13 protein-coding genes, 1 tRNA gene and 1 pseudogene are annotated in these 14,773 nt (G+C 43.2%); 2 read left to right on the top strand and 13 right to left on the bottom strand.

Annotated features, from left to right (window positions below; all coding sequences use genetic code 11):
- Positions 1-69 precede the first annotated feature (69 nt).
- Together EV210_RS05545 and EV210_RS05540 are read right to left on the bottom strand one after the other, a co-directional pair.
- Positions 70-753, bottom strand: coding sequence for a manganese catalase family protein (locus EV210_RS05545; protein WP_132076832.1), 684 nt, complete (start codon positions 751-753; stop codon positions 70-72).
- A 69-nt stretch (positions 754-822) separates the two neighbouring features.
- Positions 823-2,007 (bottom strand): zinc-dependent alcohol dehydrogenase, encoded by a 1,185-nt coding sequence (locus EV210_RS05540; protein WP_132076829.1) that lies wholly within the window; start codon positions 2,005-2,007, stop codon positions 823-825.
- Between the two features lie 209 nt (positions 2,008-2,216).
- Here EV210_RS05540 and cooS point away from each other — a divergent pair, with 209 nt between their 5' ends.
- Both cooS and EV210_RS05530 read left to right on the top strand, forming a co-directional pair.
- A complete protein-coding gene (gene cooS / locus EV210_RS05535; RefSeq protein ID WP_132076826.1) occupies positions 2,217-4,346 on the top strand; it encodes an anaerobic carbon-monoxide dehydrogenase catalytic subunit in 2,130 nt (709 codons plus the stop codon).
- 221 nt (positions 4,347-4,567) lie between these two features.
- Entirely contained in the window at positions 4,568-5,017 is a 450-nt protein-coding gene (locus EV210_RS05530; protein WP_132076823.1) for a hypothetical protein, read from the top strand.
- A 2-nt stretch (positions 5,018-5,019) separates the two neighbouring features.
- On the opposite strand, the gene EV210_RS05525 is transcribed toward EV210_RS05530, so the two are convergent.
- From EV210_RS05525 to EV210_RS05475, 11 genes and pseudogenes are all read right to left on the bottom strand, one after another.
- Positions 5,020-5,532 (bottom strand): hypothetical protein, encoded by a 513-nt coding sequence (locus EV210_RS05525; protein WP_132076819.1) that lies wholly within the window; start codon positions 5,530-5,532, stop codon positions 5,020-5,022.
- A gap of 225 nt (positions 5,533-5,757) precedes the next feature.
- Positions 5,758-6,408, bottom strand: coding sequence for a 3-oxoacid CoA-transferase subunit B (locus EV210_RS05520; protein WP_132076816.1), 651 nt, complete (start codon positions 6,406-6,408; stop codon positions 5,758-5,760).
- Between the two features lie 11 nt (positions 6,409-6,419).
- A pseudogene (gene atoD, locus EV210_RS05515) lies at positions 6,420-7,068 on the bottom strand (acetate CoA-transferase subunit alpha).
- Positions 7,069-7,116: 48 nt separating this feature from the next.
- Positions 7,117-7,959 (bottom strand): methyl-accepting chemotaxis protein, encoded by an 843-nt coding sequence (locus tag EV210_RS23260; RefSeq protein WP_279388486.1) that lies wholly within the window; start codon positions 7,957-7,959, stop codon positions 7,117-7,119.
- A 176-nt stretch (positions 7,960-8,135) separates the two neighbouring features.
- Positions 8,136-9,077, bottom strand: a complete 942-nt coding sequence (locus EV210_RS05505; protein ID WP_132076813.1) for a 3-hydroxyacyl-CoA dehydrogenase family protein — start codon at positions 9,075-9,077, stop codon at positions 8,136-8,138.
- Between the two features lie 49 nt (positions 9,078-9,126).
- Entirely contained in the window at positions 9,127-10,449 is a 1,323-nt protein-coding gene (locus tag EV210_RS05500) for a gluconate:H+ symporter (RefSeq protein WP_132076810.1), read from the bottom strand.
- Between the two features lie 103 nt (positions 10,450-10,552).
- On the bottom strand, positions 10,553-11,461 hold the full coding sequence (locus EV210_RS05495; protein ID WP_132076807.1) for a beta-keto acid cleavage family enzyme: 909 nt from the start codon (positions 11,459-11,461) through the stop codon (positions 10,553-10,555).
- 243 nt (positions 11,462-11,704) lie between these two features.
- Positions 11,705-13,090, bottom strand: a complete 1,386-nt coding sequence (locus EV210_RS05490) for a sigma-54 interaction domain-containing protein (protein WP_132076804.1) — start codon at positions 13,088-13,090, stop codon at positions 11,705-11,707.
- A gap of 27 nt (positions 13,091-13,117) precedes the next feature.
- The gene (locus EV210_RS05485; RefSeq protein ID WP_207900662.1) at positions 13,118-13,822 is read right to left on the bottom strand and encodes an epoxyqueuosine reductase; all 705 of its coding nucleotides are present in this window, start codon (positions 13,820-13,822) and stop codon (positions 13,118-13,120) included.
- A gap of 324 nt (positions 13,823-14,146) precedes the next feature.
- A tRNA-Arg gene (locus tag EV210_RS05480) sits at positions 14,147-14,221 on the bottom strand.
- 91 nt (positions 14,222-14,312) lie between these two features.
- The gene (locus tag EV210_RS05475) at positions 14,313-14,717 is read right to left on the bottom strand and encodes a zinc ribbon domain-containing protein (RefSeq protein ID WP_132076801.1); all 405 of its coding nucleotides are present in this window, start codon (positions 14,715-14,717) and stop codon (positions 14,313-14,315) included.
- Positions 14,718-14,773 lie beyond the last annotated feature (56 nt).

Here is a 14,773-nt window from a genome sequence, read left to right as displayed (position 1 = left end):
CAAAATTGCCGGAAGCCTTGTTTGCTTCTAGGCGGAATCCGTCAGAAGCCTGCATCCTGCTGCAGTAATTTAATGTTTTACCCCTGGATCGGGATTTTGAAAAGCAGGGGGCTGCGGATTCTTGATGTCAAAATATTTGCCCGGAGTGGATAGATCAAAGTAAAGCCGGGCATTTTCATCTACACCCCAATCCTGAGTTGAACCGGTGCCTTGAATCCGGTTGAACGCTTGACGGAACAGTGTGTTATGAGCTTCTTCCCGGTTTAACAGGAAATCTATCGTTTCCCGCACATATTTATCGGCGATCTGCCGGTGAAGATACTCATACACTACTTTTGCTCTTTGCTCAGCCGCAATGTTGGAGAGCAAATCTGCCGCTAAGTCTCCGGTTACATTCACATAGGCTGCCGTCCAAAGATAACCTGACGCATTTGTTAAAGCAGGATTAAGCCCTGTTAAAACATGACTTTCAATTTGCCCAGCTGCTACACCTTGCGCGTCTAACTCGTGTCCATTCAATAAGTTGATTGTAGTTGCAACCATTTCCATATGACTTAACTCTTCTGCCGCAATGTCCATAAAAAGATCTTTAATAGCCGGATCTTTAATGCGAAAGCTTTGCGCCATATATTGGATAGCTGCTTTCATTTCACCTTGCGGTCCACCAAGCTGTTCTGTCAGCATCATTGCGTACGTTGGATTGGGCCGTTCAACTCTTACAGAATTGAGTAGTTGTTTTTCATGCTTAAACATTTATTAATAACACCTTCCCTACATTACTTCTTAGTAGATTTCGCTGTGTCTATGGGCTTTATTCATTTTTTACGGATGCATTACTACTTTCAGGCAATTATCGATACGCCGGCCAAATTTCTCATATCCTGTCATTGCCTCATCCAAAGCCAGACGGTGCGTGATGATATCATCGGAACGCAATTTTCCCTGCTGGATAAGTTGCAGCAATTCATCCGTATAATTTTGTACTAACGCCTGGCCACACTGTATGCTGATTCCCTTCGCAAATATATCACCGATCGGAAAGCCATCAGCCTTGGCCCCATATACACCTGCTAAGCCAAGACAGCCGCCGTGACGAAGCGCTTTTACCTCCCAGTTAATTGCTGAGACTGAAGCGACTGCCGGCTGATCTTCCGGCCGGGTTCCTGGCAGCGGCGGAATGCCCATCCGTTTCATGCCTGCCATCGCTGCCACAATTGAATCTGTTGGTTCCGATTCAAAACCTACCGCATCAATTGCCACATCAACACCCCGGCCGCCTGTCAACTCACGAATTACTTCACCTGGATCATCGTGGTCACGAAAATTAATTGTTTCCACTCCCGGATTTAGCTTTTGAGCATATTCCAGGCGGTAGGGAATTTGATCCACTGCATAAACACGCCGGGCCCCTTTCAATATTGCACACCGCTGGGCAAGAATTCCCACCGGGCCACAGCCGAAAACAGCAACGGAATCGCCGGGCTTAACCCCGGAAACATCAACAATCCAGTAAGCCGTAGGCAATATATCAGTCACAAATAACGCCTGCTCATCAGTTAGTTCATCCGGTACTGCTAATGGACTGACATCGGCATAAGGTACCCGTACATACTCGGCCTGTCCACCTTGAAAGCCACCATAAAAATCCCCATGCCCAAATACCGCTGCAATTTCGCCATGCTCGTTTGAACGCTCACAATGACTCCACAATTTGGCTTGACACATAATGCATTCACCACAGGAAATAGGGAATGGAACTAAAACCCTGTCGCCTCGCTTCCACCGCTTAACGCTCTTGCCTACCTCTTCCACAATTCCCATAAACTCATGCCCCGGAATAAGCCCATCATGCAGCATCGGCTGTAAGCCATGATAGATGTGCAGGTCTGAGCCGCATATGGCCGTCGAGGTTACACGTATAAGCATCTCCCGGTCATCCTGAATTTCAGGATCTTTCACTTTCTCTAAAGAAAGCTGATAAGGCTTATGATAAACAACTGCTTTCATTCTCTTCCTCCTTTTTCCGACGACGTATTTGGCTGTTACAGTATGTTTTACCGATATAAGCTTAAATATCAGATCTTATTCCATTAAAGGAACGAAAGCAACCAACATGTATTTTTTCTATTATGCCTGCCTTTTCTGTAAAACGAATATTAGCTGCGTATATTGCTGAAACTAGGCACGATATCTTAAGCAAAATTGGAGGGTGTACAATGTCGAACCAAGGAAATGATGCTTTGATTAAAAGTACCGATCAAACAAGTACGGGCGATGTGGAGTCGATTGCAGGAAAAGGTGACGCCAGCGGAACGAATGACCCGAATATGCATTTTGACGTACATGCAAATGCACAAAAATATTATGATATAAAAAAATCCCCGGCTTCTATGGAGGAAGTACATAAATGGCAGCGTCAGCACATCCAGGTGCACGATCAAAGTAAGGATGGTTTTCCGCTAAACGTCATTATTGATCCGGCAATGCGCGAAATGTATCAGCATGTTCACGAGCAAGGGCTGACAAACGTATTTGACCGCTTCGAGCAGCAGGAAAAGATCCGCTGTAACTTCTGCGCCCAAGGGTTATCCTGTCAATTATGTGCCAATGGCCCCTGCCGGATTAATGCTAAAGTTCCCCGCGGCAACTGCGGTGTCGATGCACATGTAATGGTTGCCCGGAATTTTGTATACCGTCATGTCACCATTGGTACATCGGCCAATATTTTTCATGCTCAACAAGCTGCCCGTACGTTAAAAGCGGCTGCCCAAAGCCCTGATAGCGGACTTAAAATCAGAGATAAGGAAAAACTGTTAAAGTATGCGGAAATGGCTGGCCTCAACAGCCATGAGGACGTAAACAAGGTTGCTGTTAATTTTGCTAACTGGGTTCTTGAAGATATGGGACGGCCGTATTGGGAAGAATCCGCTATGACTAAAGTTTTTGCCCCACCTAAGCGGCAGGAGCTTTGGCGAAAATTGAACATCTTCCCAGGCGGCGGTTTTAGTGAGGTTGGCTTTGCCCAAACAAAATGTATGACCAATCTAAATGCCGATCCTGTTGACTTTTTATTGACATCCGTGCGCCTGGGTATTATTAATGAATATCAAGGCCTGTTCGCTCTTGATATTCTGCAGGAAATTTTAATGGGTACGCAAAAAATCCGTACTGCTAAGCAGAATATGGGACTGTTGAAAAAAGATATGGTAAATATCATTACCAATGGCCATATGCCCTTGATGGCCCACGTCGTAATTGAATTAGCATCAACTCCTGAGTGGCAGGAAAAAGCGAAAAAAGCCGGTGCAAGCGGTCTTCAAATATTAGGGCATGTGTGCGAGGGACAGCAATTATTGAACTATGAGGATACCGGTAAAATGAGTGCCTATGCCGGTCAGGAAGGTGAGTGGCTGTCGGAAGAGTACCTGCTGGCGACCGGGGTAATTGATCTTTTCATGTTCGACTATAACTGCACCATTCCGACGCTGCCGCTATATGCCAAACGCTTCGGTACAAAAATGGTAAGCACGCATGAGGTAATTCGCATGCCTGATACCGAAGTCGTAGAATTCCAGCCGGAAAAAATGCGCCAGCAGGCCGAAAAGCTCCTTGCTATGGCTATTGACGCTTATAGCAAACGTAAAGCCGAAAACCGTGAGGTGCACATTCCCCCCCATGTCTCAGACTGTATGATTGGCTTTAGCACAGAATCAGTTAAAGCTGCCTTGGGTGGCTCTTGGAAGCCGCTCATTGATGCTATCGTCGAAGGCAAAATTCGCGGAATCGCAACCGTAGTTGGCTGTACTACCGCCCGTTATGGCCAGGGTGGCAGTAATATCTTTAGAATTACCAAAGGCTTAATTGAAAAAGACATTCTCGTTTTATCCGGCGGCTGTACTTCATCCGTCATGCAGTACACAGGGTTAGCGGATCCCAAGGCTGCTGATGAAGCAGGCCCGGGCTTAAAAGCGGTCTGTAAATCACTGGGCATTCCGCCGGTACTATCCTACGGAGCCTGCGTTGATATTGGCAAAATGACGCAAACGGCAAAGGAAATAGCTGACACCCTTGATGTTGATACCAATATGCTGCCTATCGTAATTGGTGCACCTGAGTATCTGGAACAAAAGGCGGTAGCCGATGCTTGCACAGCAATTGCTTTGGGTTGGCTCGTCCATGTCGCTCCTGTACCATCCGTAACCGGCAGTGATGTTGTGGTAAAAACCCTGACCGAAACAACCGAGACGTTAGGCTTAGGTAAGCTTACAGTTGAAACAAGCGCCGATAAAACAGTTCAGATTTATGTTGACCATATTGAAAAGAAGCGCAAGGAATTGGGTATCTAATTGTAAAAAACAAGCCGGTCTTAGGTAAACTTCCTAAGACCGGTTTGCTTTTTTCGTGACACTTGCTCAAGTAATAAACATACTTTTATTTTAATATGTACCTGACAGCCCGTATTAGCTGTCGACCGTTCATTGAAACAAGTATTATTACCATGCCGCTGGTGCAAAATACCTATACAGCTATATGCCAAGCGACTCATAGCTGCTGGGAGGAATTCTGTTTGAAATATGATAAACCATTAATCGCAGCCGCCATCGGAGCAGCCTCTACCCTAGCTGCAGAAATCACATCGCGGATCATGCTTCTCTTCGGAATTGGCAAGTATAGTATCTACCAATTAGATAGCCTGTTAATTACTTTTAACCGCCCCGATTTCTTTTTAGGGCTTTTCGTCAACTTCATCATTGGTGGCATTATTGGTATCGCATTTTATTATTCTCTCAAGATTTTAGGGACTGATTATATTATCTATAAAAGCATCGTGGTTGGGCTATTTGCTGAGCCACTAAGCGAAATTCTCATTACGGGCCTCATCGAGGGAACGTATATAGACATAAGGCCAATTGGTGATTACTACCTGCACATTGTTGGTGCACTTGCTTACGGATTGTTGATGGGTGTTTTATTTGAAAAATATCTGGTGAATGCAAAAACGGCAGATAGGAATTAGAATTAACTTCTTTCCTTATAAGTTTCATCGAGGGCAGCTACTAAATCACCACCATTCGCCAATAGTTTCTCTTTAAGGGTAAACCACTGAACCAAAAAAGGTAAAGCTTGCGCTTTCTCCCAATGGCTTTCTTTATAATTAGCAGTTAAAACCCAAGCACTTTTTGCCATCCTGACTAAATCATTATCCGTTCGATTTACAGGAATGCCCGTAGGCCTAACCCCAACTCCGGGCCCGGAAAATCTTTGCGGCTTTCCAGAACTCCGAACTGGAGCGCAGCTTAAAATTCTCACCGCTAATTCTCTTTTTTTATAATCCCGCTGCCGCTGAGCCTCATCACTGTGCGCCAATCGTTTATCCACAGCGTTTATCAAAGCTTCTATTTCTCTTTTCACGTCTTTCGTTATATATAAGGTATAGCCACTATTGGCAAAGGCACTTACAGGATCAATATTCATTTCACTAAAATTATCAACCATGTTTGAATCAATAATAACTTTCAGCGGATTGACCATGAATATCATCCCCCTTCAGGTTATTTACCTTCGACATAGCATTAAAAAGCCCTACAAAATAGCAGCACTTATACATACTACCAGCTGAATACGTTCTGGATATGTGTATTCTACACTCTTTTACTACATAAGATGCAATAAAAAGCTGCCGATTCTATCGACAGCTTTTTTGTAATTTATAGAAACCAATCAACTTATTGATGGCCAAATGACTGCAATCAACCACTACGCAAGATTCATCGTAAGTACGGGAACTGCAACTGAAAAATTCGCTTCCGTTTTCGCGCGTACATCATCCACTGAAATTTCCGGCGCTAGCTCCTTAAGAACAAGTCCAGCCTCAACGACCTCAAATACACAAAGATTTGTAATAATCAAGTCAATCACACCTTGCCCGGTTAACGGAAGAGTGCATTGTTTTAAAATCTTGGCGGCACCATCTTTCGAAGTATGTTCCATCGCAACAATAACTTTTTTAGCGCCTGATACTAAGTCCATTGCGCCCCCCATTCCTGGTACCAGCTTGCCCGGAACCATCCAGTTCGCGAGATTGCCTGCCTGATCAACTTCTAATGCACCCAGCACAGTAATATCAACATGTCCCCCTCGAATAATCGCGAAAGACATTGCACTATCAAATACAGCACCACCGGGAAGTATTGAAACAGGCTTGGCTCCCGCGTTGACCAGCTCAGGGTTAGGAGGGCCGTCCAGTGGCGCTAAACCCACAAAACCGTTTTCAGACTGTAGGATAACACGTACTCCTTCTGGCAGGAAATCTGCAGCTAATGTAGGGATACCAATCCCTAGATTTACAACATTACCATCCTGAAACTCTTGCGAAACCCGCTTAGCAATTATCGTTTTTGCATCCATTCCTAATCCCCCTATCCCTGGACAATCCAGTCAACAAATATTCCTGGTGTCATTACCTGATCCGGATCAATTTGACCGGCTTCTACAATGTTTTCTGCTTCGACAATAACAACCTTGGCCGCCATCGCCATCAGTGGGTTAAAATTGCGGGCTGAGCGCCGGAATAGTAAATTCCCTGCAGTATCCGCCTGATACGCCTTTATCAAAGCCACATCAGCCCTTAATGGTTTTTCTAAGAGAAATTCTTTTCCGTCAACGGTTATCACTTCTTTACCTTCGGCAACCATTGTTCCGATACCAGTCGGCGTTAATATACCGCCTAATCCGGCACCACCAGCACGAACACGCTCAGCAAGCGTTCCCTGTGGTACAAGTTCAACCTCAATCTTACCAGTGTTCATTTGTCTGCCTGTCTCCGGATTAGTCCCAATATGAGAAACTATCACTTTTTTCAGCCGGCCATCAACTACAAGTTTGCCTATTCCTTTATCAGGAAAGGCAGTATCATTGGCAATAACCGTAAGCTGCTTTTGTTCCTTGAACAACAAGTGCGTCCACCAATACCTCCGGTGTGCCTACCGCTAGGAATCCTGCAATCATCAGCGTCATACCATCTTCTATGTTCCGCATTGCTTGTTCAATCGTAGTAATTTTAGACATGCTATCCTCCACCTATTGTAAAATCAGAAAAACTCAGCTCTTTTTCGATTACGCATTTCTGGTTAGCTCATCGGCCAGCTCATCAAGCTGATGAGCAAGGGAACCGACTTGTTGAATTGCACTAGTCACTTCAATAATCGATGAGGCAATTTGCTTGATTGCTTCGTTGACTTGCACAAACTGCCTGTATGACTGAGCGCTATCCTGTTGAATTGATTTAACAATAAAATCAATATTTTTTACAGATGCCGAACTTTCAGTAGCTAACTTGCGTATTTCTTCTGCCACCACACTGAAACCACGCCCGGCCTGACCTACTCGTGCCGCCTCGATAGCTGCATTAAGTCCCAATAGATTAGTTTGACTGGATATATTTTTAATAAGGCCTATAATTTTATCTGTCTCTCCAACTCTTTCCTCCGATTTTAGGGCAACCTGAGTTAAGTTAGTGATGACGGAAGCTATTTCTTGCGTTTGTGCCGATATTTTTTCTGAAGTGCCGGCTATTGAACCAATACTCTGGGTTAATATCCCAGCCATTTCTTTCATGGAATCCTGCATATCTACTGGTTCTGTCGCGACGACACATCCTATTACATTCCCCAAATCGTCAACTATGGGAGAACAGACAGCAATATAGGGCATTCCATAAAGTGTCTTATCGCCTCTTCTTATTACTCTGCGCTTTTCGCGAATCGCTTGCTCAACCGCTGAACCTGGTTTTATAGGATCGCCTGGCGAAACTTTTAAGTCCAAATTTTTTGCCGGTTTATAGAGCAAGAACTTCTCCCGATCTGTTAAGGAGACACCCATTTCTTTAGTTAATAAACTATTAAAATACGGCAATGCCTGCATAAAACAATCTAAAATAGAGTTAGCTTTAAGCTCCACAATAAATCCTCAATTCGACAGTTGCTCTGTCTCAAATTGTTTAAGTTTATGTTTACCGATAAAAAACTCGGTAGGAATGGGGCTGCCATACTTGCAAAGCACCCCCAATCCAACCTTAGATTGTACTCAATTACGATTTACTAACGGCGAGAACCGGTGTGCTTCTCCGTCTTATTTTACTGATAATACTCGGATGCTTTTAATTGATGAATTAACTTCTTCATAAACTTTTCCCGAATTGCTGGTACTTCCTCAGGAGAGTATTCATAAAATCCTGCTCCGCTTTTTACTCCTAATTTACCTTCATCTACTTTCTTTCTAAGCAGTTGATTGGCGCTTTGTGAATTGTCCATTACTTTTAATAAGTTATCGCCTACGATGCACCAAATATCTAAACCGCCAAAATCAGTAACTTCTAAATGGCCTGTAGTAGCATAGCGAAAAGCTGGGCCAAACTTCAATGCCTTGTCTATTTCGGCAGGTTCAGCCACTCCCATTTCAATCAGGGAAAACACTTCTCGGGCGAGTCCTTGTTGAATTCTGTTGGCAACTAATCCGGGTACATCTTTTAACACTTTCACTGGTTGTTTATTGATCGAACGATACAGCTGATCGACTTCTTGGTAAATATCTTCAGGCATGTTACCAAAAAAGGAAAGCTCGACAATCGGCATAAGATGAGCTGGATTATACATGTGATTAATCATCATCCGCTGTTTGCGGTTTTCACTAACCAGTTTCATCATACCTTGCAAAGGAAGACTTGAGGTATTGCTGGCAAAAATAGTTGTTGGAGGGCACATTTCATCCAGCTGTTTAAATAAATTTTGCTTGAGTTCCATTATTTCCGGAGCCGCCTCAATTACATAATCACGATCAGCCACCGTTTCCTGGAGGTTAGTAGAAAACGTAATAGCAGCAAGACAAGCTTCAATTTCTAAATTGGGGAGATAGCCTTCACTAACAAATAGTTCTAATTCTTGTCGAATAAGCTCTTTCGCCTTTGTAAGAACTTCTGCATTCGTATCATATATAGTTACATCATAGCCATACATAGAAAATGCTGTAGCTATACCGTGCCCCATCGTTCCCGAACCGATAATTCCAATCTTTTTCATGTAAATTCCTCCTCATGTTTACTGCTGCTTACATTCTTCTATCAGTAGATCAAATGAACAGGCTCAGTGTTACAACGCCAATTAGGCCCATAATTGCAATGAGGGATGTTAACCCACCCCATATCACGAACATTTGCGGTAAGGTAAAGTTAAAGTACTCTTTAACCATCCAAAATGCGGCATCCGTAGGCGGATCAAAAAATACGGAGCCACAAGCCAGCGCTATCACCATTAGCTCAGGATTTACACCTGGTTGCGCAAGTAATGGTAATAAAAGTCCCGATGCTGTAAATAAAGTTACAGTGGACGAGCCTATTGCAACGCGTATAACTGCGGTAATCACCCAGGCTACAATATAGGGCGATAGTGGCATTCCAACCATCAAAGAAGCTACATACTGGCCCACTCCACTGTCAACAATAACCTGTTTAAAAGCACCACCGCCGCCGATGACGAGGATAATCATTGCGATGGACTTTATAGATTGTTCAGCAGATATCATCAGCTCTTTAATGTTTTTGCCTTGGGCAAAACCAAACGAATACATGGAAACTAACAATGCTATTAGCAGTGCCATGTCGGTAGTACCAATAAACTTAAATACTGTAACCAGCAGGGAATCTTTCGGTAAGACTGCCTCAACTACCAGTGAAGCGATAATAATAATTACTGGAACAAGGGCGGTAAAAAAACTAATGAAAAAACCGGGCAACTCGTTTTCTGCGAATACTTTTCCCACTGTAAGGCCACTGGGTATTTCGGTATTTACACCAGCTTTTTTCACAAGCTTATAAAATAAAGGTCCCGTAACCAATAAAGTTGGGATAGAAATGATAATTCCATAGACCAGTACCAGACCGACATTTGCATGAAATATATTAGCAATTGCAACTGGCCCTGGATGAGGAGGCAAGAAGCAGTGACTTATCGTAATTGCTGACAACATTGGCAGGCCGACTTCAAGCAAAGGAATTTTTCCGGCTACTGATATTGTAAATACGATTGGAATTAACACAACAAAGCTGACTTCCCAAAATAACGTAATACCAACAACAAAGCCAGTGATAGCAACCGCCCAAGCCACGTGTTTACGACCAAACTTGGCGATTAACGTGTCCGCTATTCTTTGTGCACCGCCGCCATCGGCCATGATTTTACCAAACATAGCACCAAGGCCTAAGATAATGGCAAGATGGCCAAGTGTTCCCCCCATACCCGCTTCAATAGAAGCAATCAGCTTAGCTAGTGGTAATCCTTCGGCATAACCAACTACTAAACAGGTGATTAAAAGTGACAAAAATGCATTTAACTTGCATTTAACTAATAAAAAGTAAAGAAATGCGATACCAAGCACTAAAATAATAATGGGCATACTGTCCACTCCTTGATCGCTAAATTTCTGTCTGTAAAAGTTATGTTAATCTACCTATTCTAACTGCTCAATCACCAGTTCATCTTGAAGCTTCGTCTCATCGTCATAAGCCATTTAAGCTTAGCATTATTCTTGTATCTTTCGGTGTAGCGATTTCTTTGCCCAAACTTTCGGCAATATTTCTAATAACGGTTACTTGCTCACTGCTGGATTTAGCTAATATTCCTGGCTTAATATATATATTGTCTTCCAAACCAACTCGAACATTTCCACCCATCGCCAGAGCAACGGTTGTAAGCGGAAGCTGGTACTTACCTGCGGCAGCACAAGACCAGGTAAACTCACCAAGTTGTTCACGTGCAGTTTTAACCAAATACACCAGATTCTCAATGCTAGCTGGAATTCCGCCAAGCACGCCCATTACAAATTGCAGATATACCGGCTTTCTAATAATTCCCTTCTTCACAAAATAAGCAATATTATTGATCATGCCTACATCATAAACTTCGAATTCAGGTAAAGTTCCATGTTCATTCATTGTCTGGATATAATACTCAAGCCCTTTAAAGGTATTAGCAAAAACGAGATCATTGGTTGCCTCTAGAAATGGAATTTCCCAGTCAAACTTAGGCTGTTGAATCCGGGCTGCAGCTGGTGCCAGTACAAAGTTTACCGATCCGGCATTGCATGAGGCCAATTCTGGTTTAAACGCAGGAATAGCAACTAATCTTTCTTCGAGTGTCATGCCTATAGCGCCACCTGTTGTTATGCAAATCACAACATCTGAACGGCGCTTAATACCATCGACAATTTTACTCATTAAGCCAATATCACTGCTTGGTTTGCCGGTTTGGGGATCACGAGCGTGAATATGCACTACGGAAGCGCCTGCCTCGCAGGCTTTAACAGCATCTTCAATGATTTGCTCCGGTGTAATCGGTAAATACGGTGTCATGCTGGGGACGTGAACGGCGCCTGTAATCGCAGCGGTAATAATTACTTTTTCTGACATGTTTTCTCTCCTCTTTTAAACTAAATTAGTCGAAACAGCTGCTATCCTCCTTTCCACTTCTTACTGCATCTATCTATAGAGCAAAATTCGTGCCAACGGCGTAAATCCTTATAATTCAATATTCTCAAAAAGTTCTGACCCCCAAGTGTAGTCGATATCCTACACTTGTGTAGTTTTTTAATGGAAAGCAACAGAAAACCCCGCCCTCTCAAAATTGAGATAGACGGGGTTTACTATGTTAAGTTAAATCATAATTCCATATTTCTTTATCTTTTGATGTAAGACCGTTCGATGAATATGAAGCTCTTCGGCAGCTAGTGTTTTATTGCCGTTCGATCTAAATAATGCTTTTACAATAGCTTGTTTTTCTGCCAACTCTTTAGCTTCTTCTAGGCTCTGCCCAGCGCTATCACCACTATCATCACTCACGGTTTCGATAATACGTGGCATTAGATAGTCAAAATGCTCTATACCTAACTCTCCTGTACCGGCTATGACAGCAGCCCGTTCCAAAACATGTTCGAGCTCTCTAATATTCCCTGGCCAATCATATTTATGAAACAGCTGCAACACGCCACTTTGAATTCCGCTGATATTTAGTCCATGATTCCGATTTACTTTTTCGATGAAATGAACGACCAATGATTCAATTTCCTCCGCTCTTTCACGCAAAGGCGGACTGTTTATTTCTACAACATTGATCCGGTAATATAGATCTTGACGGAATTCTCCCTTCCGTACTAATTCTTGCATATTTTTATTAGTAGTACAGATTAGTCGAATATCAAGTTCAATAGTTTTTATACCACCGACTCTTTCGATTTCTTTTTCTTGAATAACGCGCAATAGCTTTGATTGCAGATAAAGTGGTAATTCATTTATTTCATCAAGTAGGAGTGTTCCCCCATTTGCAAGTTCGAATTTACCGGGTTTGCCACTTTTTTTGGCACCAGTAAAGGCGCCTTCTTCGTAACCAAATAATTCTGCTTCTAATAGCTCTCTGGGGATAGCGGCACAGTTAATTCTAATAAAAGGCTTATGGCGGCGAGGGCTTAATTGATGCAACGCATGGGAAATTAACTCTTTCCCGGTACCGGTCTCACCGCTAATCAGGACAGTTAATGTCGAAGGAGCAATTTTTTGCAGAAGAGCTTTGACATGTTTCATCTTCGCCGAATCTCCAATAATCTGCTCTAAAGAATACTTTGCCCCCCGAAGCCTCCCTAATTCTGCTTTATAATGTTTCAATTCAAAGTTCAACCGGTTGATCTCTTCTAATAATCCATTTACTTCATCCAGCTTGCGAAAAGTAGTTATCGCAACAACCCCAATCGGTTGTCCATTGTTCTTGATTGGAATTCTATTACAGACTACCGGGATATTACCATTGATTAAATGAACAGAACCAATTTCTGCTTCACCAGTTTTCGCAACAATATCCATACGAGTTTGCGGAATAATATCACGAACCTGCTTACCAATTACTGCTTCCTGAGAAACGTTCATAATTTCAGCATATTTTTTATTTAAGAAGACAATTTTTCCATCAACATCGGTAATAATTAGGCCATCCAGTGTTTCGAGTGCACTCTCTAAAATCAACGTATATTTTCCATCGAAATAATTCACGATCCCACCTTCCCTCCTAATTGAATTCTAGCGTACTTTTCCCCAGGGACACACTTTTATGCAAACGCCGCAAATCAAAGCTTCCCTTCCTTGCTTTTCTGCAATGTGGGAAAGGCGGTTTACGCATCTTTCCAAATCAACCGCTTCTTCTCTTGAATTGGGACGGTCGTCCCAGGAAGCTCCATGGATAGCGTTTGCCGGACAGGCATCCCTACATTTAGTGCAATTACCACACCGGTTGGGGATGGGTTGATCAGGCACCAACGGCGCATTGGTCAAAAGGCAGGAAAGACGAACCCGAGGTCCATATTTAGGATTGATTAGGAGCAGACTTTTTCCTTGCCAGCCAAGACCGGCAGCCTTGGCCACCGCTTTAGTAGAAATATGTCCCAGCCAGTTTATTCTATCAACCGTCTGAGAAGCAGGTAATGCAAGAGCTTTATATCCTAAATTTAGAACTTTACTTTGAAGCATCAAATTGATGTGATCCAAAACAAGATTAACTGCCGCATACTGGTGGATATACAGCGGGGTTGGCTCACTTTCAATTTGCTCAAAAATAGTTGGAGAAACTTGAAAAGCTACTACAACAGCTCGTGTAAAACCATCCAACAAATTAGCTGGAACTGTCGTGATACCCTTCAGCCTCTCCAAATCGGCGATGCCAACTAAATCAGCACCTAAATCTAAAGCATATTCTTTAATTTCTTTCGTAATCGCTTGTTGTTCCACTTGAGCTTATCCCCCTTTTACTTTTTAGCAGTAGTTTCTAGCCTAAAAAAGATACAAGGGGACGGTTCTCTTGTATCCTTAAGATTGCATCCGTAAATATGGTTTTCTATGTACCAGATATCTCACCCTTGCTTTTCGTTTGAGATAGCATTCACTCATCATACTACCATTTTATACCTACTTTTTAAAGGATACAACAGAACCGCAGAACCATTCCTCTGTGTCTTTGTGAATGATACAACAGAACCGTCCCTCTGTATCATATTGTTCCCCCAAATAACAAAAAAGCCTTCCAGCAAAATCGCTGGAAGGCTATGTTTCGTATGGTGCGCCCGGCAGGAATCGAACCTGCGCACCCGGTTCCGGAGACCGGTGCTCTATCCCCTGAGCTACGGGCGCATAATGTGTTGACCACGAATAGCATTATATCACATTATTTACCCTGAATGCAATCTTTTTTATTGAAATGTTTTACGTAAATTACTGGGATTTATTTATGAGTGGCAGGTGCCTGGCAATACGGGCAGGTTCGCCATTCGCGATTGAGCTCACGGCCACAGCTTCCGCATTGCGGCTTTAGCGTAAAGCTGCAGAACGGACAGGCTTTGTAGTCCTCTTTCACTTTGCCGCCGCACATGGGACAATGCATAGTTTCTTCTACCGGCGCCGCTTCAACGTCAATAATAATCTCTTCCCGGCGGGAGCGGCCAGTCTTACTCATCGGAGGCTGTTTCCGGCCCAGCAGCAGATATAATGGTAAAAATATAACCAGCGCGGCCAAGGTCCCCAGCGCCCACAGCATTGCTGTCCCCAGCTCATGCCCGCGGCCTCTAGCATCATAATAGACCCAGTAAGCAGCCACAAATGAAATAACGAAACCGAATGTAGCGATCAACGTAGTTCCTCCGCATGTTTACTTATTCCCATTATATCATTCCTGTACCGGGAAGA

Source organism: Anaerospora hongkongensis (assembly GCF_004339805.1).
In the GTDB taxonomy this organism is placed as follows: Bacteria; Bacillota; Negativicutes; order Sporomusales; family DSM-15969; genus Anaerospora; species Anaerospora hongkongensis.
Note: the sequence above shows the minus strand (reverse complement) of the source record. Positions and strands in the feature narration are given on the sequence as shown.